Annotated in this window: 17 protein-coding genes and 1 tRNA gene; 4 read left to right on the forward strand and 14 right to left on the reverse strand. The window is 63.1% G+C overall.

Going from position 1 to position 17,945, the window contains the following annotated elements; genetic code table 11:
• Positions 1-53 precede the first annotated feature (53 nt).
• The gene (locus tag VCS63_RS27815; protein ID WP_042792980.1) at positions 54-692 is read left to right on the forward strand and encodes a hypothetical protein; all 639 of its coding nucleotides are present in this window, start codon (positions 54-56) and stop codon (positions 690-692) included.
• Positions 693-715: 23 nt separating this feature from the next.
• Here the strand turns inward: VCS63_RS27815 and VCS63_RS27820 are convergent, their stop codons facing one another.
• Positions 716-1,654: a 2-hydroxyacid dehydrogenase gene (locus VCS63_RS27820; RefSeq protein WP_239500991.1), complete on the reverse strand. Its 939-nt coding sequence runs from the start codon at positions 1,652-1,654 to the stop codon at positions 716-718.
• A gap of 184 nt (positions 1,655-1,838) precedes the next feature.
• Between VCS63_RS27820 and VCS63_RS27825 the strand changes: the two genes are divergently transcribed.
• Positions 1,839-2,732: a LysR family transcriptional regulator gene (locus VCS63_RS27825; protein ID WP_063640463.1), complete on the forward strand. Its 894-nt coding sequence runs from the start codon at positions 1,839-1,841 to the stop codon at positions 2,730-2,732.
• 2 nt (positions 2,733-2,734) lie between these two features.
• On the opposite strand, the gene VCS63_RS27830 is transcribed toward VCS63_RS27825, so the two are convergent.
• The 4 genes from VCS63_RS27830 to VCS63_RS27845 all read right to left on the reverse strand — a co-directional run bounded on the left by VCS63_RS27830 (position 2,735) and on the right by VCS63_RS27845 (position 8,113).
• Positions 2,735-4,471 (reverse strand): IlvD/Edd family dehydratase, encoded by a 1,737-nt coding sequence (locus VCS63_RS27830; protein WP_323881648.1) that lies wholly within the window; start codon positions 4,469-4,471, stop codon positions 2,735-2,737.
• Between the two features lie 20 nt (positions 4,472-4,491).
• Positions 4,492-5,502 carry a tripartite tricarboxylate transporter substrate binding protein gene (locus tag VCS63_RS27835; RefSeq protein ID WP_323881649.1) on the reverse strand — a complete coding sequence of 337 codons (1,011 nt, stop codon included), beginning with the start codon at positions 5,500-5,502 and terminating at the stop codon, positions 4,492-4,494.
• A 709-nt stretch (positions 5,503-6,211) separates the two neighbouring features.
• Positions 6,212-7,138 carry a 3-hydroxyacyl-CoA dehydrogenase family protein gene (locus VCS63_RS27840; protein ID WP_042792978.1) on the reverse strand — a complete coding sequence of 309 codons (927 nt, stop codon included), beginning with the start codon at positions 7,136-7,138 and terminating at the stop codon, positions 6,212-6,214.
• 36 nt (positions 7,139-7,174) lie between these two features.
• Positions 7,175-8,113: an SMP-30/gluconolactonase/LRE family protein gene (locus VCS63_RS27845; protein WP_278484041.1), complete on the reverse strand. Its 939-nt coding sequence runs from the start codon at positions 8,111-8,113 to the stop codon at positions 7,175-7,177.
• Between the two features lie 189 nt (positions 8,114-8,302).
• Between VCS63_RS27845 and VCS63_RS27850 the strand changes: the two genes are divergently transcribed.
• Positions 8,303-9,214 carry a fused MFS/spermidine synthase gene (locus tag VCS63_RS27850; protein ID WP_323881651.1) on the forward strand — a complete coding sequence of 304 codons (912 nt, stop codon included), beginning with the start codon at positions 8,303-8,305 and terminating at the stop codon, positions 9,212-9,214.
• Here VCS63_RS27850 and VCS63_RS27855 read toward each other — a convergent pair.
• The 3 genes from VCS63_RS27855 to VCS63_RS27865 all read right to left on the reverse strand — a co-directional run bounded on the left by VCS63_RS27855 (position 9,211) and on the right by VCS63_RS27865 (position 11,455).
• Positions 9,211-10,482, reverse strand: a complete 1,272-nt coding sequence (locus tag VCS63_RS27855) for a rhomboid family intramembrane serine protease (RefSeq protein ID WP_149064856.1) — start codon at positions 10,480-10,482, stop codon at positions 9,211-9,213. The genes VCS63_RS27850 and VCS63_RS27855 overlap by 4 nt on opposite strands.
• A gap of 81 nt (positions 10,483-10,563) precedes the next feature.
• Positions 10,564-10,749 (reverse strand): hypothetical protein, encoded by a 186-nt coding sequence (locus tag VCS63_RS27860; RefSeq protein ID WP_223306447.1) that lies wholly within the window; start codon positions 10,747-10,749, stop codon positions 10,564-10,566.
• A 250-nt stretch (positions 10,750-10,999) separates the two neighbouring features.
• Positions 11,000-11,455 (reverse strand): fasciclin domain-containing protein, encoded by a 456-nt coding sequence (locus VCS63_RS27865; RefSeq protein ID WP_042792975.1) that lies wholly within the window; start codon positions 11,453-11,455, stop codon positions 11,000-11,002.
• A gap of 186 nt (positions 11,456-11,641) precedes the next feature.
• On the opposite strand from VCS63_RS27865, the gene VCS63_RS27870 reads away from it, so the two are divergent.
• A complete protein-coding gene (locus VCS63_RS27870; protein ID WP_042792974.1) occupies positions 11,642-12,604 on the forward strand; it encodes a MerR family transcriptional regulator in 963 nt (320 codons plus the stop codon).
• 305 nt (positions 12,605-12,909) lie between these two features.
• Here the strand turns inward: VCS63_RS27870 and VCS63_RS27875 are convergent.
• The 6 genes from VCS63_RS27875 to rplT all read right to left on the reverse strand — a co-directional run bounded on the left by VCS63_RS27875 (position 12,910) and on the right by rplT (position 17,929).
• Positions 12,910-12,986, reverse strand: a tRNA-Pro gene (locus VCS63_RS27875).
• Between the two features lie 220 nt (positions 12,987-13,206).
• On the reverse strand, positions 13,207-13,638 hold the full coding sequence (locus tag VCS63_RS27880; RefSeq protein WP_042792973.1) for a MerR family transcriptional regulator: 432 nt from the start codon (positions 13,636-13,638) through the stop codon (positions 13,207-13,209).
• A 57-nt stretch (positions 13,639-13,695) separates the two neighbouring features.
• Positions 13,696-14,037, reverse strand: a complete 342-nt coding sequence (locus VCS63_RS27885) for an integration host factor subunit alpha (protein ID WP_042792972.1) — start codon at positions 14,035-14,037, stop codon at positions 13,696-13,698.
• 3 nt (positions 14,038-14,040) lie between these two features.
• Entirely contained in the window at positions 14,041-16,458 is a 2,418-nt protein-coding gene (pheT, locus tag VCS63_RS27890; RefSeq protein ID WP_149064859.1) for a phenylalanine--tRNA ligase subunit beta, read from the reverse strand.
• A gap of 13 nt (positions 16,459-16,471) precedes the next feature.
• Entirely contained in the window at positions 16,472-17,494 is a 1,023-nt protein-coding gene (gene pheS / locus VCS63_RS27895; RefSeq protein WP_042792970.1) for a phenylalanine--tRNA ligase subunit alpha, read from the reverse strand.
• A 75-nt stretch (positions 17,495-17,569) separates the two neighbouring features.
• Complete coding sequence (rplT, locus tag VCS63_RS27900) at positions 17,570-17,929, reverse strand: 50S ribosomal protein L20 (RefSeq protein WP_006218741.1); 360 nt, start codon at positions 17,927-17,929, stop codon at positions 17,570-17,572.
• Positions 17,930-17,945 lie beyond the last annotated feature (16 nt).

The raw sequence follows: 17,945 nt of genomic DNA on the forward strand, positions 1-17,945 counted from the left end.
ACGCAGCCCCCACGCTGGCCCAGTACAATATCCCATATATGGGGACGATGAAAATGAAAGACAGTGCAAGGCCCGCGGGGGTACTTACCGTCGACGAGGCGGTACGCCTGGCGCAAGACTGGGCACGCGCGCATCACGCGGACGCCGATCGAAGCAAGAAGTTCGCCATCCAGTGGCACCGGGACACGAGCCCCGGCAGCAGGCAAGGCGATGCATTGCAAAGAGATCTCGCCTTCTTTTTCCAGGCCGCCTCCAATGACGCCGCTTACTGGCGCTCGGTCGGCGACTTCACCGAGGAAGCCACGGGTCCCTGGGGAGTGCAGGCACTGAAGGCATTGGCCGGCTTGAATTTCGTCGGCCTTGCCGCGGCCATCATCCTGTTTGCCGCGCGGGACAGCTCCGCGTTCACGGCGGGCGCGATCAGCGCATGCGCCCTGTTCCTGGCCGGCCTGCTGCTGGCCTATCCGGCACTGCGGCTCACCAACATTTCCCGCTCCACGGCAAACGCCGCCTCCGCCCTGCAAAGCCGGGAAGCCGGCGCCGCGTCGACCTGGGAACAACTGCAGTCCGCCAATCACGGCAATCCCAACGTCGGTCGCCGGGAACGCAAGATCGCCTTGCACATGGCCTGCATCATGGCCGCCACGGCGACGGCAGGCTGCGCCGCGCTGGTCGCGACCGTGTGGCTCTAGGCGCGCAACCGCAACAGGCGCAGCTACACCACCGGAGTGATCGCCCGTCCCGTCGTGAAAAACGACACAAGATTCCGGATCGCCAGTTCGGCCATCTGGCGGCGCGTTTCGTGCGTGGCGCTGCCGATGTGGGGCGCCAGCACCACGTTGGGCAGGGACCGCAACGGGCTCCCGCCCAGCGGTTCGCTCTCGAACACATCGAGCGCGGCGCCCTGGATGGTGCCACTGGCCAACGCTTGGCACAGGTCTGCCTCGTTGATGACCGAACCGCGGGCGACGTTGACGACGACGCCATTCGGCCCCAACGCGCGCAATACCTCCGCATCCACGATATGCCGCGTGGCCGCTCCGCCCGGGCACGACAGGATCAGCACGTCGACGTGGCCCGCCATGGCAGGCAGGGAATCGAAGTGCCGCCATGGCACTTCCTGGCGCGCGCGTCCAAAGTAGCTGACGTCCACTTCAAACGGCACGAGCCGCTGGACGATCTCCTTACCGATGCGCCCCAAGCCAACGATGCCTACCTTCTTGCCGGCGAGGCTTGCCCCCAACGGAAATGGCGATCGCTCCCAAGCGCCACTGCGCACGTAACGGTCGGCCGCGGGAACCCTGCGCAACAGCGCAAGCAACATTCCCACCGCGAGTTCGGCCACGGCCTTGTTCAGCACGTCCGGCGTATTGGTCACGGCAATCCCCCTCTGCCGCGCATGCTCCAGCGCAATCCCGTCGTAGCCGACCCCGTTGGTCGTGATAATGCGCAACCGCGGCAAACGGTCCATCAGCTCGGCGGTAATCCGGTAGTTCGAACGCGTCACGATGCCGCCTATCAGCGCCGCCAGCGCCGGGTCCTGCTCGAGCGCCTCCTCGTCGATCACGGTGAACACCGAGCGGAAGCGGGCTTCCACTGCCTCGGGGAATACCCCTACCTTAAGCAGAGGGGGAAACTCACTGCTTCCGTCCACAGGGGATTTTTCTGGTTCCTGGCGCGCTGCAGCCAGTTCAGGGGCCATCATGGGTTTCAACCTCGACGCTTTAACATAGGGGAAATTGGCGCGACAAGCCTGCAGCTTTCGCGGCCGGGCTCGTAGCGGTTCGTGCGATCTTCAATCTGAAGTTTCTCCTTCCAGGGCGAGAGCCCAGCGCATCATGGACATAAAGTGCATGCAAAGCTTCGTCGCGGTCGTCGAAGCCGGTTCGTTCGCCGAAGCGGCGCGCAAGCTCGACCTGACCTCGGCCGCCATTGCCGCCCGCATCAAGGCGCTGGAGATGGACCTGGGCGTAGCACTGGTCAAGCGATCGGGCCGCTCGGTCAGGCCAACCGAAAGCGGCATGCGGATTCTCGAAGGCACCAAGGCGGCCATCCGGAACATCCGTGACTTGCGCGCCATGGCCATCGATGGGGACCAGCCCGGCGAGTTCCGCATCGGTTGCTTCGTCTCGGCGCTCACGAATGTGCTGCCCCCCATCCTCAAGTCCCTGTACCGCCGGCATCCGGATGCATCGGTGTTCGTCACGCCGGGCGGCTCCATCGACCTGTGCGGCAAGGTGGTCAACGGAGAACTCGATGCGGCGATCGTGGTGGAGCCCCAGTTCTCCGTGCCTAAAAGCTGTCTCTGGCAGCCGTTCATGGAAGAGCCGCTGGTCGTCGTGGCCCCATCCCATCTTGCCGGGCAGGACGCGCACACCCTGTTGTCGACCCAACCCTTCATACGCTATGACCGGAACATCTATGGCGGCCAGCTGGCGGACCGCTATCTGCGCGATCACCAGATCTGGCCGAAACAGCGCCTGGAGATCGACGGCCTGCTTGCCATCGTCGCCCTGGTGCACGAAGGCCTGGGCGTCGCGCTGATTCCGGACTGGTCCTCCATGTGGAAGTCGCTGGATGTGGCGCGCATCCCCCTGCCCAACCGCGCCCCCGTGCGCAGGAACGGCCTGATCTGGAACACCCGCGGCCATCACGCCAAGATGGCCGCGTCGATTTCCCAGGACGCCCGCGCCATTTTCGGGGGCTTGGAAGAACGCGAGGCAAAGGAGTAGCCCTACTTCGGTTTGGCTGGCACGCCGCGCAGGAAATCAAAATCGACGCCCTTGTCGGCCTGGGTCACCGTATCCAGGAAGAGCTTTTTGTAGCCGCGCTCGGCCGTGGGAGGCGTGACGGGCTGCTCGCGGCGGCGGTGTTCCAGCTCTTCTTCCGGAATCAACAGGGAAATCTCCCGCTGGCTGACGCTAAGCCGTATGCGGTCACCGTTGCGCACATAGGCCAGCGGCCCGCCTATGGCGGCTTCCGGCGTGACGTGCAGCACAATGGTGCCGAAGGCGGTGCCGCTCATGCGGCCGTCCGATATCCGGATGATGTCCTTCACGCCCTGAGACGCCAGTTTCTTCGGGATAGGGATATAGCCCGCTTCCGGCATGCCGGGCGCTCCTTTCGGTCCGATGTTCTTCAGGACCAGTATGTCCTGCGGCGTGACGTCCAGGTCCGCGGCGTCGATACGGGTCGCCAGGTCCTCGGCGTTCTCGAACACCACGGCGCGCCCTTCGTGTTCCATCAGCGCGGCATTGGCAGACGACTGCTTGATGATGGCGCCTTCGGGCGCCAAGTTGCCCGACAGCACGGCGATACCGCCCTGCGGATAGATCGGGTCCTGCCTTGTCTTGACCACGCTCTGCGTGAACCCCGGTCCCGCGCGCTCGATCTCCTCGCCCAGCGTCCTGCCGGTCACCGTCAGCGCATCGAGCTTCAGCAAGGGCTTGAGCTCGCGCAGCAGCGTGGCCATGCCGCCTGCCTTGTGAAAGTCCTCCATGTAGTGCTGGCCGGACGGCTTCAAGTCCACCAGAACTGGCGTCTCGCGGCCCATGCGGTCCAGCGCTTTGAGGTCCAGGTCCAGGCCCAACCGCCCGGCGATGGCGGTGAGGTGGATGATGCCGTTCGTCGATCCGCCTATGGCCAACAGCACCCGCATCGCATTCTCGAACGCATCCGCGGTAAGGATCTTCGAGATGCGCAGGCGTTGCCGCGCGATTTCGACGGCCTGCGCGCCGGTGAGTTCGGCGATGCGCATTCGGTCCGCCGTGACCGCGGGAGGCGTGGCGCCGCCAGGCACCGTCATGCCCAGCGCTTCGGCGATGCACGCCATGGTGCTTGCGGTACCCATGACCGAACAGGTGCCCACGCTGGCCACCAACTGGTTGTTGACGTCGGCGATCTCCTGGTCGTCGATCTCCTCGGCTCGGTACTTGCCCCAGTACCTGCGGCAATCCGTGCATGCGCCGACTCGTTCAGAGCGATGCGAACCCGTCAGCATCGATCCCGTCACCAGCTGGATCGCAGGAATGTCCGCGGAGGCGGCGCCCATCAGCTGGGCGGGCACGGTCTTGTCGCATCCGCCTATCAACACCACCGCATCCATGGGCTGCGCGCGTATCAGTTCCTCGGTGTCCATGGACATGAGGTTGCGCAGGTACATGCTCGTGGGAAAGGAGAAGCTCTCGTGGATGGAGATGGTCGGGAAGTCCATCGGCAGCCCGCCGGCGAACATGATGCCGCGCTTGACCGCTTCCAGCAGCTGCGGCGCATTGCCATGGCAGGGGTTGTAGGCGCTGCCCGTGTTGGCGATGCCAATGACGGGCCGATCCAGCGCCCCGTCCGTATACCCCGCGCCCTTGATGAAGGCCTTTCTCAGGAACAGCGAGAATCCGCTGTCGCCGTAGCTGGTAAGGCCCTTGCGCAGGCCGCTAGCCTCGTCCTGCGCCGCCCCGTTGGTTTTCTTGCTCATCTTGTTCAAGCTGCTTCCAGTTAGTTTGCGGTGATGCCACCGTCGCGGATGACCTTGGCCCACTGCTCGATTTCCGCGTTCAGGCGCGCCTTGGAGGCATCGACATCAAGCGCGTCGGCGTAGACGCCTTGCTGCAGCAGCTGGGCCTTGGCATCGTCCTTGGCCAGCGCAGTCATCAGCGCTTTGTTGATCTTGGCAACAATGGGAGCCGGCGTGCCCGCCGGCGCCATGACGCCAAAGAGCGAACTGACGTTGAAGCCGCTGAAGCCCTGCTCCTCTGCGGTCGGGATGTCCGGCAGCATCGACACGCGTTGCGGCGTCAACACGGCCAGCGGACGCAGCTGACCGGACTTGATAAAGGAGATCGCGGCCGGGACCGTCTCCGTCATCGTCTCCACCTGGCCACCGACCAGGTCGGTCATGGCCGGGCCGCTGCCGCGGTAAGCCACGTGCACGATGTTGACGCCCGCGATCTGCTTGAACAGCTCCATGGCCATGCGCTGGGGAGCGCCGGCGCCCGATGAGGCGAAGTTGAGTTTTCCGGGATTGGCTTTTGCGTAGCTCACCAGCTCGGCCAAGGATTTGATCGGCAGCTTGGGATTGACCACCGCCACCAGCGGGACGAAGCCAACTACCCCGGCAGGCGCAAAGTCTTTGCGCAGGTCATAGGCAATGGTGTCCTTTTCCAGGGTCGCCATGACCGAGTGCGAGGTCAGCGCTCCCATCAGGAGGGTGTACCCGTCAGGCTGCGCGCGCGCCACTTCGGCAGCGCCGATATTGCCGCCCGCCCCGCCCCGGTTCTCGATCACGACCTGGCCGCCGATCTGCTCGCTCAGGCGCTGGCCTACGATACGTCCGATGACGTCGGTCGCGCCGCCGGGCGGGTACGGGATGATCAGGCGGATGGGCTTGCTGGGATAGGTGTCGGCAGCCTGCGCGGATGCATGGCCGGAAACGGTGAACGCCGCGGCCGCGCTAAACGCAGCCGCCGCGATGTGTATGCGCTTGCGCGCGGCATTCTTACAGAACATTTTTGTCTCCCGATGCGTTCTTATGGCCTGAAAGCTCTAGACGCATGTTCGCAAACTCTCGTCCGCGAAAAGAGAAAAAAATTTATGTTCTGTCAAAAAAATCCCTAAGAGTCCTAGGCCGTCTGGATGAGGAGAATCCGGACTGCACTTGGGTGTTGTGACGCAGGGTTCTTGAGCCGCCGGAGGCCGGACTGCGGGATTCCGATGCTCGCCCCATTCGGGCTGCGCTTCGGATCCCTCCGCCCGGCCACCGGCTCGCGACACCTGCCCATGAACGGGGACTGAAAACCAATGCATTAGGCGACTGCCAGCCGAGGACCCCGGAGCCATACGAAGCGCAGCCCCGCCGGGGCGAGCATCGGAATGGCGCAGGGCAGCCTCGGCGGCTAAAGAACTCCGGCATCCGCAAGCTCGAAGCCCTAACGATTCAGTTTTGTGAGACAGGGTTCTTGAGCCGCCGGCGTCCGGACTGCGGGATTCCGATGCTCGCCCCATTGGGGCTGCGCTTCGGATCCCTCCGTCCGGCCACCGGCTCGCGACACCTGCCCATAAACGGGGGCTGAAAACCTATGCATCAGGCGACTGCCAGCCGAGGACCCCGGAGCCATACGAAGCGCAGCCCCGCCGGGGCGAGCATCGGAATGGCGCAGGGCAGCCTCGGCGGCTAAAGAACCCTGGCATCCGCAGGCTCGAAGCCCCGCCGCTTGCGTCAGGCCAACGCTTCCTCATCCTTCAGGATCTGCATGGCCTTGCCCAAGGCGACCTGGTAGCGCCGCTGCTCCTTGGCGACCCTGTCCGGCGTCCACTGGTAGAAGCCCCTCAGGGAAGGCGATTTGACGCCGATGTTGCCCTGCTCGACCAGCTCGCGCATGAGCGGGCTGGGCCTGTCGTCCGTGCGCAAGTGCGGGTACATGGTCGCGGCAGCCGCGCAATGGATGTCGATGCCAGCCAGGTCCTTCTGCAGCAGCGGACCGGCCGCGATATAGCGGAACCCGAATCCATAGCGCACGGCCGTATCCACGTCCTCGGCCGAAGCGAAGCCCTCCTCCACCAACGCAATGGCTTCACGCATCAGCGCATGCTGGATGCGGTTGGCCAGGAAACCCGGCACATCTCGCTTGACCTGCACCGGCTTCTTGCCGGTATCGCGCATGATGCGGCTGACTTCCTGGGCCATGGCTTCATCGGTCGCCTCGCCGCGTATCACCTCCACGGCGGGCACCAGATGGGCGGGCATGAAGTAATGCAGGCCCACCATGCGCGAACGGGTCTGCAAACCTTCGCCGATGGCGCTGATGGGAAAGCTCGACGAATTGCTGGTCAGAGGAATGGAAGCCGGCGCCAGCCGTTCCAGGCGAGCGAAGACCTCGCGCTTGGTTTCCAGCAGTTCCGGCACGCACTCGACCACAATGCGCGTATCGCTCCAGTCGATTTCCTCCATGGTGGCGCTGGTGACGATGCGCCCGGCATCCGCCTGCCCGCCGATCATTACGCTGGACGCATTCACGCGCCGCGTCGCCGCCGCGCGCGCAGCCGCGTCGGGCTCCACCAGCCACACTCGCCAACCGGCGGCATGAAAGCCGGCGGCAACGTCGGCCCCCATGGTGCCCGCGCCCAGCACAATTGCCTGATCCATCTGTTCCGTCCTTTTGGTAGTTGGGGTATGTGGTACTCAGAGAGCCTGCGCATCGGGCGCCGGCAGGTACATGGGCTTGCCCGCCACGTCCAGGTCAACGCGCAGGATGCAGGCCGAACTGGACTCGGTGATGTAGAGCGTGCGTCCGCCAGGCCCGCCAAAGGCCACATTGGTTGTGTGCAGCCCCTCAGGCGACTGGATGCGCAGGGCCGGCTGGCCCAGCGGGTCCATGCACCAAACCGTGCCCAGGCCCACGTGGGCGATGCACAGGCCTCCGCGCGCGTCCAGAGCCAGTCCGTCCGGACCGCCGCCTCCCGACATCTGGATAAAGGTGCCGACCTTGCCGACCTGACCATTGCGCAGCAGCGGCACCTTCCAGATCGCATTGGCCCGCGTCGCGGCGACATACAGCGCGTGCTCGTCCAGGTCCATGACCAGGCCGTTGGGACTGGGTATGCAATCAAGCAGGCAATCCAGCTGTCCGTCCGGGCGCAAGCGGAACAGGCGTCCGGTCGGGTCCTGCCAGCCGGTCATGCCCTGGTCGGTGAAGTACAGGTCGCCCGCCTGCGAGAAGAACAGGTCGTTCACTCCCTTGAAGCGCTCGATGTTGTAGCGCTCGAGCACCGGCCGCAGCTCGCGGCGTTCAAGGTCGAACTGCATGATGCCGTGCTTGTAGTCGGCAATGAAAATGCGCCCGTCGCGATGGAACTTCAGGCCATTGGGCCAGCCGTCGTACTGCGCCAGCGGCTCGAACTCGCCGCGCGCATCGACGCGCAGGATGCGGCCGTTGATGACGTCCACGCAATACAGCAGGCCGTCCGGCCCGAAGGAAGGCCCTTCGAGCAACGAGCGCGGCGGATTGCCCTGCGGCTGGCCGGCGACCCACTCGTTCAGGTCCTGGCCTTGCCACTTCAACTCGTCGGGCAGCCGGGCATATACGCTGGCCTGAATCCTCGGGACGGGATCGTAGAACATGCGGGTCTCCTCTGATTTTTCGAACGGGAATCCATGCGTCCCGTTTCGAGCAAAATTCTAAGGAGAGCCAAGTATTTAAGGAAATGAAATATATAGAACGAATCTTTCAATAAAAACGATCGCTGATTTCTAATGTCCCGAGGCCATCCTCCCCCGGACGCCGCGCGGCCGCTCCCCGAGCAGGATACGATGACGCGTCCCTTGCTTATCGCCCTCCGCCCTATGTTCCGCATTGCCAGCCGTACCGTACTCGCACTCGTCATCGCTGGGGCAGCATTGCTGCTGCTGCGGGGCAATGGCGGCCCGCAGCTGATCCATAGCGAAGACTCGCAGTTCGGCAAACTGCTGGTATTCGAGGAAAACGGCGAGCGCTGCATGAATTTCAACTCCATGCACGACATCGGTCGCCAGACCTGCATGAGCCTGGAGCACCCCGGGCAACTGGTGTTTTCCTACACGCGCATGATGATGACCGCGCTCTACCTCCACCCCAAGCCGAGAAACATCCTGATCGTCGGACTGGGCGGCGCCACGCTGCAGAACACCCTGGCCAGGCTCCTGCCCGGCACGGTTGTCGATACCGTGGAAATCGATCCCGCGGTGGGCGCCGTCGCGGCGCGCTACTTCGGCTACCAGCAGGGCTCCAGGCAACGCCTATTCCTGGAAGACGGCCGAGCGTACATTGAACGCGCCCATCGCGACGGGCAGCAATACGACATGGTGATGCTGGACGCGTTCGACGTCGACTACATCCCCGAACACCTGATGACGCTGGAGTTCCTGCAGCACGTGCGCGGCATCCTCGCGCCGGGCGGCGTGGCGGTGGCGAATACGTTCACCAATAGCCAACTGTATGAGCGCGAGTCGGCGACCTATGCGGCGGTGTTCGGAACGTTCTTCAATCTGCAGACGGGCAATCGCGTCATCGTGGCGGTCAATGGCGAGTTGCCCGATAACGAGCAGCTCGCGCGCAACGCCCGGGCGCTGGCTCCGCGCCTCGGCCCCTTGGGTATCGATCTGGAGCCCTCCCTGGACACGTTCACGCGCATGAAGCCTCTCAATAGCGAGCCCCCCCTCCTGCGAGATCGAGCGCAACGCTAGCGCGCGCAACTCCAGTATGGGCAACCTGAACGCCGCACAATCTCGAAGGCCAACTCACCCGGCCGCCTGAGCAAGGCCTGCAGGGCATGCGCCTGCGCCTGCAACGGAGCGGAATCCGTCCGGAAATTCTTTCCGCCATCCACCAGGAACCTCGTCAAGAGACGCGCGTGCTGGGCCTTCTCCACGTTGAGCCCGACGGCTTGATCCTGAAAGATGGCGGCATAGATACGGGTCTGCATGTCGCAATACTGCTCTATCCCGGCCAATGCCTTGCGCGTCGCCGCATCGGGGTACAGCTGCTGCAATTGCGCGGTCTGAACGAGGCAACGTTGATACCGCTGCGGCATGAACTCTGCCAACAAGCGCTGATATCCGTTGTCCAGCTTGGCACAGCGCCTCAGGTCCGGGATAGCGCGCGCGCTCTGCGCGGCCTCGGACAACGCGCGGGCGGCACACTCGTCGAGGCTCAGCGCGCCAGAGAGCGCTCTGGCGGGCTGCAACAAGCCCATGCTCGCCAAGGTGCGCTCAAACCGCGCGGCTGCAATCTGCTCCTGCATGCTTCGGTCATGATAATGGAAGGTCACTCCCGCCAGCGCCGCGCCAACGATCAAAGCCGTGGAGATCAACACAGCCACCGCCGCCATGGGCCGCATACGCTCGGTCCATAACGCGATACCCGCCAGCAGCGCTCCGGCCAGCAGGCCCCCAAGGTGCGCGGCATTGTCGATGTCGAGGGCAAAACCAGCGCCAAAGGTCAGTACCAGGCTGAATAGGAGATTGGCTGGCGGAATGTGTGGTCGCCCCTCGCGGCGGTCGTGCAGGCCATAGAGGATGGCAGCTCCAAAAATTCCCAGGATAGCGCCGGACGCGCCGCAACTCAGGAACAACTCATCACGATGCCAAAGCGCCGTGACCAGGCTGCCGCACAGCCCCGCCAGCATATATACGCCCAGAAACACCAAGGGGCGCATGCGGGCCTCCAGAATCATACCCAGCGACCAGAGCGCCAGCATGTTGACCGCCAGATGCAGAAAGCCCACATGCAGGAACATACTTGTGAATAGGCGCCAGTACTCGCCAGACAACGTCAATGCCGGCACGTTTCCGCCCCAGTCGATCAGGAAAGAGTCGTGGCTCAGGCTTTCGAACGCCCGCGTATCCAGAAATCCGGCCGCGAGGTACACGGCGATATTGGATACGATCAACAGCAGTGTGATTTTGCTGGCGGATATCTTTTTGATCAGCGATGTGCGTGGGAATGGAGGCATCAGGCAGGCATGTCAATGAAATGGGCCTTATCTTAACCAAGCCATCAGGACGACCCGAAAGCCACCGCCAGAGCTTTCACGTCATTGCGCCAACGCAATGACCAACGCTAGGATGGCGACCATCATCAAAGCTCCTGCGAGGCCGGCAGACGGCCGATAGTCGGGCCCGGCACCCTGGTCCTTGAATTGAAACGGCCGAGTCCAGAGCAAGAACACACTGCCAGCAAACGCGGCCAGGGCCAGCAAGCTCCACAGCACGACATACATCAACGATCCCTCTCCTTCGTCCTTTGGCACTGAGAACGCGGCGCTGCATTCGGGCGGCCGTTTTCTTTTAAGTGATTTTTCTTCCGGCGACTCATCGTAGGGGTATCACGTTGCCATGCGGACCGCACCCCTCGAAGACTTTTATGAATTTAACCGGAAGGGCCCGCGACGTTGTGTGGCGGGCCCTTGCGTAGCGACCGGTTGGAGGTGCTGGCCGCTCGAGCGGCCTCGCTCGAAAACGAGATACCCGCTACTTGGGCATCACCACCGTATCTATAACGTGAATCACACCATTGTCCGCCGCCACGTCCGTCTTTATTACCTTGGCATTGTCCACACTGACCTGCCCACCAGTTACGGCCACGGTCAACGAGCCTCCTTCAACAGTCTTCACAGTACCGGCCTTGACGTCCTTTGCCAGCACTTTGCCTGGCACGACGTGATAGGTCAGGACTTTGGTCAATGCCGCCTTGTCTTTCAGTAGTGCGTCGAGTTTATCTTTGGGGATCTTGGCGAATGCGTCATCGGTCGGCGCGAACACTGTGAACGGCCCCGGTCCTTTTAGCGTATCTACAAGGCCCGCCGCTTGCACCGCCGTAACCAAGGTATTGAAGGAACCGGCTGACTTCGCGGTATCAACGATGTCGGCAGCGTGTGCAGTGCCAACAGCCAAAGCGAACGAGATGGTGGTCAGGACGCGTTTCATAATTGACTCCTTTCATTGGCAAGGGGCCGCATAGTCAAGGCGGCTCCCCCTGGTCACGGTATCGAGCGGCCCAGTTGAACCGCTTGCAAATAAATTTACGCGCAAGCTTTTTTGTCGTCCACAAAATGACCCGCTAAAATCAAAACAAACCGGTTCAAAATCGGGTCAAACAGCATAGGGACAGACATGGCATCCAAGACTTCTTCCCCGGAACAAAAGCAAGTCGCCTATCGAAGCGGCGCGGCCGCACGCCTCGCGGGACTTTCCCCGGAAACACTGCGCGTTTGGGAACGCCGCTACAACCTCTCCAATACCGAGAGATCGGAGCGAGGACAGCGTTTGTATTCCGCTGAGCAGGTCCGCAAATTAAGCTTGTTGAAGCAGTTGGTGGACCAGGGCCATGCAATTGGCGTACTGGCCCTGATGCCTGACAACCAGCTCCAGGACCTGTGCAACGCCACACGCACGCCGCCCGATGCCCTCGGACCAGTTCGAATCGGGATAGTCGGAGGTAATCTTGCGAACCGTCTTTCCGGCAGTGCGCGCGTTGGAACAGATCTGGTACTGGAGTACAGCTGCACTCATCTAGAGCAGGCGGTTCAGCAACCGCCAAACGCCAACGTAGAGGTTCTAGTCATCGAACAGTCGGAATTGCACGACAGCGCGATTCCACTGATAGCCGAAACCAAGAAGATCTGGGGCGCAGTCGCCGTTGTGGTGCTCTATCGGTTCTGCGCCAGCGCGACCATTCGGGCACTCCGCGCCAAGGACTGCTTGGTCGCGCGCGTCCCAGCCGATATAAGCGAATTGGCCCTCTTATGCCGCTCGGCCCTGGCTGGAGATCGTCTTCCTCCGCACCAACAGCCTCAGATGCCCGGAATTCGCTTCGACGAAGACGCGCTCCTGACCATCATGGCCTCCGGCAGCGGTTTGGCGTGCGAATGCCCAAAGCATCTGGCAGACCTTTTAATAATGGTGGGAAGCTTCGAACGCTACAGCGCCCAATGCGCGTCACGTAACGCGGACGATGCCCGACTGCACAGTGATTTGCAGCGGGCAGCCGGCCAGGCACGCGCCATCTTGGAAAATGCCATGGAAAAACTCGCCGTGGTGGAAGGCCTGCCCATGCCACCCGGGATAGCTTCATGATCGGTCTTTTCTAGCGGCTGCGCGGATGGCAAACGAAGTGAAGCTGCGGAAAGTCGCCGTGGACTCTCGGCAGACATGCGCATTGTGGCTTGATGCACCGACGTCGCTGCACTACCCTGCGGCCAAACTCGGCAAGTTAATCGAGTACGCCGACAAAGTTGCAGCGACTGCAACGCATACGCTCGCGAGGAGGGATGCTTAACGGGCAATACGCGTGATGAAGAAGACACGCAAAGCTACGCAAAAGGAAAAACAAAAGAGAAAGGGGGTTAGTGATTTTCATCACTAACCCCCTAGGGTATTGCTGGTCGGGACGGCGGGATTCGAACTCGCGACCCCTTGCACCCCATGCAAGTGCGCTACCAGGCTGCGCTACGCCCCGAAAGAAAAAGAGTATAGCAGAACAAAAAATTGTTTGCACGCATTCGTGCAAAAAAAGTGCTGAATACTCAAAAAAATTTTCGCGCTGCGTTCATCGATTGCATCAACCGCATGCGCATCGATGCATGCTGCGCGAGGTACTGCTCAATGCAACGCGCGGCTTGCGCCGCGCGTTGCAGGTACTGCGTTCAAACAATATGGAGAAACCGATGCGCCGGCGATCAGGCTGCGGGGCTGACGTTGCCGGCGCTTGCGCCTGCAGCGTTTGCCGCAGTGCCCAAGGCTTCGGCCAGCATCGTCGAGACGTTGCCCAGCTCGTTGCGCAATGCTTGCATCTCGGCGCCCGAGAGGCGCACTGCGGCATCCTGATCGTGCGGCACGTCGCGTGCATCGCCCAGGCGATTGCGCGCGCCGCTGATCGTGAAGCCTTGCTCATACAGCAGCGAACGGATGCGGCGGATCAGCAGCACTTCATGATGCTGGTAGTAGCGCCGATTGCCGCGCCGCTTCACCGGCTTGAGCTGCGTGAATTCCTGTTCCCAATACCGCAAGACATGGGGCTTGACGCCACACAGGTCGCTGACTTCACCGATGGTGAAGTAACGCTTGGCGGGAATGGGCGGTAAGGTAACGGTGGATTCGGTACGTGTCATAAGGAGATTTTATGCCGCGATGCGTCAGGCGCCGATAACAATTGCCGACAAAGCGTATCACTCCTCGGCATCGGATGCCGCGGGGGCCGCCTGCTCCACCACGCTCTTGAGCTTTTGGCTCGCGTGGAAAGTAACGACGCGGCGCGCGGCGATGGGGATGGTCTCGCCGGTCTTGGGATTGCGGCCAGGGCGCGGCGGTTTGTCGCGCACCTGGAAATTGCCGAAGCCGGACAGCTTGACAGAATCTCCGCGCGCCAAGGCATCGCGGATTTCCTCGAAGAAGGTATCAACGATGTCCTTGGCTTCGCGCTTGTTCAGGCCGACCCGCTCGAAGAGCAGTTCGGCCAGTTCAGCCTTGGTCAGAGTGCGCGGCTCGGCAGCAAGCATACTGTTCCCCATGGTTCAAGCGCGTTGGCGGGCGCCATGCGCAGCCACCAAGGCTTCCTTGATGCGAGCCAGGCAATCCGCCACCCGGGGCTCGTCCAGTGTGACCTCAGTGTCCTGTAGCCAGAAACGGAAAGCAAGGCTTTTCTCGGCGACGGGCTCGCTGCCTTGGGCCTTCTCGCGCCACACGTCGAACACGCGCGCGTCCTGCACCACCGACAACTGCGGGTCCGCCTTCACGGCCGCAGCAACGGTGTCGAGCATGGATTGCACCGACACGTGGGCATCGACCCACAGCGCCAGGTCGCGCACCACCACAGGCTGGCGCGACAGCTCGCGTACCTGGGGCATTTCGCCTTCAGATAGCGCGGCCACGTCCAGTTCGAACACGACAGGCGCGTGCGCCAGATCGGCTTGCTGGGCCCAACGCGGATGCAGCTCGCCGACCCAGCCGACCAGCTTGCCGTCCAGTTCGATGCGGGCGCTGCGGCCAGGATGCAGGGCAGGATGCGAGGCCGCTTCGAAGCGCAGACGGTCGCCGCGCGCACCAAACAGCGCCTCGACGTCCATCTTCACATCATAGAAGTCCACCTGGCGCGTTGCGACGCCCCACTGCTCTTCCACCGCCGGCCCCCAGGCCGCGCCCGACAGTTTCATGGGCTGGCGCACACCGGCCACTTCCAGCGGACCGTCCTGCGCGGATGCGTCGCGCAGGAACACCCGCCCCAGCTCGAACACACGCACGCGAGTCTGCTTGCGATTGGCGTTGTGGCGCACGTTGGCGACCAGGCCGCCGATCAGGCTCGAGCGCATGACCGAAAGATGGCTGGCGATCGGGTTGACCAGGCGCACCGGCGTCTCGTTGCCGGCATAGTCGCGTTCCCAGTCGGCTTCGACGAAGCTGTAGTTAACGACTTCCTGGTAATCCTGCGCAGCGGCCAAGCGGCGCAGCGCGTGCGCGCCACGGCGGACCTCGGGCTGCGAGTACATCTTGGCGCGCGCCATGGGCGGTTCCGCCGGAATGTTCTCGAAGCCATAGATGCGGGCCACTTCTTCGATCAGGTCCTCTTCCAGCACCAGGTCGAAGCGATAGGAAGGCGGCGTGACGATGAAGTCATCGCCTTCGGTCTGGAAATCCAGGCCCAGGCTGCCGAAAATTTTGGCGACTTCGGCTTGCGTGACAGGCACGCCCAGCACGCGATGGCAGCGCGCGAGGCGCATGCGCACGGGTTCGCGCTTGGGCAGGTTGATGATCTGGTCGTCCAGCGGACCGGCTTGTCCGCCGCAGATGTCGATGATCAGGCGCGTGATGAATTCGATGTGCTCGGGGATGGTCGCGTAATCCACGCCCCGCTCGCCCCGGTGGCTGGCTTCCGAGCTGAATTTGTAGCGGCGCGCGCGGCCGGCGAGCGACTGCGGCCACCAGAACGCGGCTTCCAGATAGATGTTGCGGGTGTCCAGCGTGACGGCGGTCGCTTCGCCGCCCATGATGCCGGCCAGGCTTTCCACCTGATCGCCGGCCACGACCACGCCGACCTTCGAGTCCAGCGCAACGGTCTGGCCGTTCAGCAGTTCGAGCGTTTCGCCTTCGCGGGCCCAGCGCACGCTGAGGTCGCCGCGGATCTTGTCCAGATCGAACACGTGCGACGGGCGGCCGAGTTCCAGCATGACGTAGTTGGAGATGTCCACCAACGCAGATACCGAACGTTGGCCTGCGCGCTCCAGCCGCGTCTTCATCCATTCGGGCGTGGCGGCACGGGCATTGACGCCACGAATCACGCGGCCGCCGAAACGGCCGCACAGATCAGGCGCTTCGACCTTCACCGGCAGGCGTTCGTCCAGCGTAACGGGCACGGCGACGGCGGTGGGCACCGAAAGCGGCGCGCCCGTCAGGGCAGCCACTTCGCGCGCCACGCCCAGAATGGACAGGCAGTCGGCGCGGTTGGGCGTCATCTTCAGGGTGAAGAGCGTGTCGTCCAGGTCCAGCGCTTCACGGATCGATTGCCCGGGCTTCATGTCAGCCGGCAGTTCCAGGAGGCCGGCATGGTCTTGCGACAGGCCCAGTTCGCGAGCCGAGCACAGCATGCCCGACGACTGCACGCCGCGCATCTTCGCTACGCCGATCTTCATGCCGCCAGGCAGCTCGGCGCCGACGCGCGCGAGCGGCACTTTCAGGCCAGCCGCGGCATTGGGCGCGCCGCACACGATCTGCAGCAGTTCGCCAGAACCGTCGTCCACTTTGCAGACGCGCAGCTTGTCGGCGTCGGGATGCGGCGCGATGTCGACGATGTGACCCACGACCACGCCGCTGAAAGCGGGCGCGGCGGGCACGGTGTCTTCGACTTCCAGGCCGGCCATGGTAAGCCGGTGTGCAAGTTCATCGGTGGCGATCGCGGGATTGACCAGCGTACGCAGCCAGGATTCGGGAAATTGCATGATCAGCCGTCTGTTATTCGTTGAACTGGCGCAGGAAGCGCAAATCGCCTTCGTAGAACTGGCGCAGATCGTTGACGCCGTAGCGCAACATGGTCAGGCGCTCAAGTCCGGAACCGAAGGCAAAGCCGATGTAGCGCTCGGGATCAAGGCCGAAGTTGCGCACCACCTGCGGGTGCACCTGGCCCGAGCCGGAAATCTCCAGCCAGCGACCGCGGTTCGGACCCGAGGTGAACATCATGTCGATTTCGGCGGAAGGTTCCGTGAACGGGAAAAACGACGGGCGGAAACGCACGGCCAGGTCGTCGGTCTCGAAAAAGCAGCGCAGGAAATCGGTGTACACACCCTTCAGGTCAGCAAACGAGATGTCCTCGGCGATCCAGAGCCCCTCCACCTGGTGGAACATGGGCGAGTGCGTGGCGTCGCTGTCGACACGGTAGGTGCGCCCGGGCGCGATGACCTTGATGGGCGGCTTGTGCATGCGCGCATAGCGCACCTGCATGGGGCTGGTGTGCGTGCGCAGCAGCAAAGGCAGGCCGTCCGCGTCGTTCATGTCGACGTAGAAGGTGTCCTGCATGGAACGCGCCGGATGATCCAGCGGGTTGTTCAAAGCGGTGAAATTGGTCCAGTCGTTTTCCACTTCGGGGCCGTCGGCCACGTCGAAGCCTATGGAACGGAAGATCTCTTCAACACGTTCCCAGGTCCGGGTCACCGGATGGATGCCGCCCGGCGCGCGACCGCGGCCCGGGAGGGTGACGTCAATGGTTTCGGATGCCAGGCGGGCGTCCAGTTCGGCCTGAGCCAGCGCGGCGCGGCGCAGGTTCAGAAGCTCTTCGACCTTTTGCTTGGCCTGATTGATCCGGGCGCCCATCTCGCGCTTCTGCTCGGGTTCGAGCTTGCCCAGGGCTTTCAGCAGCACCGTCAGCGCGCCTTCCTTGCCCAGGAACCGAGCCTTTGCATTTTCCAGCGCGGCGGCGTCGGAGGCCGCGGCGAAGCGTTCTTGCGCCTGGGAGACCAGGTCGTCAACCGTTTGAGTCATGAAATCCAGCCTTCAAAACGCAAACGGGGCCATTACAGCCCCGTTTGCAGCGATGCGCGATGAGTTAAAGCGCGATCAGGCAGCCAAGGCAGCCTTGGCTTGCTGCACGATGGCGGCAAAGCCGGCCTTGTCGCGCACGGCCAGGTCGGCCAGAACCTTACGGTCGAGTTCGATCGAAGCCTTCTTCAGGCCAGCGATGAACACGCTGTAGCTGACGCCGTGTTCGCGGACGGCGGCGTTGATACGCGTGATCCACAGGGCACGGAACGTGCGCTTCTTGTTGCGGCGGTCGCGGTAGGCGTATTGGCCAGCGCGCATGACCGCTTGCTTGGCAATACGGAACACATTACCGCGGCGGCCACGGTAACCCTTGGCGGCGGCAATGACTTTCTTGTGACGTGCGCGGGCGGTTACGCCGCGTTTGACGCGAGGCATAGTAGATCTCCCTTAG

The organism is Achromobacter sp. D10 (assembly GCF_035282245.1).
Taxonomy (GTDB): Bacteria; Pseudomonadota; Gammaproteobacteria; order Burkholderiales; family Burkholderiaceae_B; genus Achromobacter; species Achromobacter insolitus.

What these genes read in the sequence shown, in the direction of transcription:
- VCS63_RS27815 (WP_042792980.1), top strand. Translation starts at nt 54, where the DNA reads ATGAAAGACAGTGCAAGGCCCGCGGGGGTACTTACCGTCGACGAGGCG.
- VCS63_RS27825 (WP_063640463.1), top strand. Translation starts at nt 1,839, where the DNA reads ATGGACATAAAGTGCATGCAAAGCTTCGTCGCGGTCGTCGAAGCCGGT.
- VCS63_RS27830 (WP_323881648.1), bottom strand. Translation starts at nt 4,471, where the DNA reads ATGAGCAAGAAAACCAACGGGGCGGCGCAGGACGAGGCTAGCGGCCTG.
- VCS63_RS27835 (WP_323881649.1), bottom strand. Translation starts at nt 5,502, where the DNA reads ATGTTCTGTAAGAATGCCGCGCGCAAGCGCATACACATCGCGGCGGCT.
- VCS63_RS27840 (WP_042792978.1), bottom strand. Translation starts at nt 7,138, where the DNA reads ATGGATCAGGCAATTGTGCTGGGCGCGGGCACCATGGGGGCCGACGTT.
- VCS63_RS27845 (WP_278484041.1), bottom strand. Translation starts at nt 8,113, where the DNA reads ATGTTCTACGATCCCGTCCCGAGGATTCAGGCCAGCGTATATGCCCGG.
- VCS63_RS27850 (WP_323881651.1), top strand. Translation starts at nt 8,303, where the DNA reads ATGACGCGTCCCTTGCTTATCGCCCTCCGCCCTATGTTCCGCATTGCC.
- VCS63_RS27855 (WP_149064856.1), bottom strand. Translation starts at nt 10,482, where the DNA reads ATGCCTCCATTCCCACGCACATCGCTGATCAAAAAGATATCCGCCAGC.
- VCS63_RS27860 (WP_223306447.1), bottom strand. Translation starts at nt 10,749, where the DNA reads ATGTATGTCGTGCTGTGGAGCTTGCTGGCCCTGGCCGCGTTTGCTGGC.
- VCS63_RS27865 (WP_042792975.1), bottom strand. Translation starts at nt 11,455, where the DNA reads ATGAAACGCGTCCTGACCACCATCTCGTTCGCTTTGGCTGTTGGCACT.
- VCS63_RS27870 (WP_042792974.1), top strand. Translation starts at nt 11,642, where the DNA reads ATGGCATCCAAGACTTCTTCCCCGGAACAAAAGCAAGTCGCCTATCGA.
- VCS63_RS27880 (WP_042792973.1), bottom strand. Translation starts at nt 13,638, where the DNA reads ATGACACGTACCGAATCCACCGTTACCTTACCGCCCATTCCCGCCAAG.
- VCS63_RS27885 (WP_042792972.1), bottom strand. Translation starts at nt 14,037, where the DNA reads ATGGGGAACAGTATGCTTGCTGCCGAGCCGCGCACTCTGACCAAGGCT.
- pheT (WP_149064859.1), bottom strand. Translation starts at nt 16,458, where the DNA reads ATGCAATTTCCCGAATCCTGGCTGCGTACGCTGGTCAATCCCGCGATC.
- pheS (WP_042792970.1), bottom strand. Translation starts at nt 17,494, where the DNA reads ATGACTCAAACGGTTGACGACCTGGTCTCCCAGGCGCAAGAACGCTTC.
- rplT (WP_006218741.1), bottom strand. Translation starts at nt 17,929, where the DNA reads ATGCCTCGCGTCAAACGCGGCGTAACCGCCCGCGCACGTCACAAGAAA.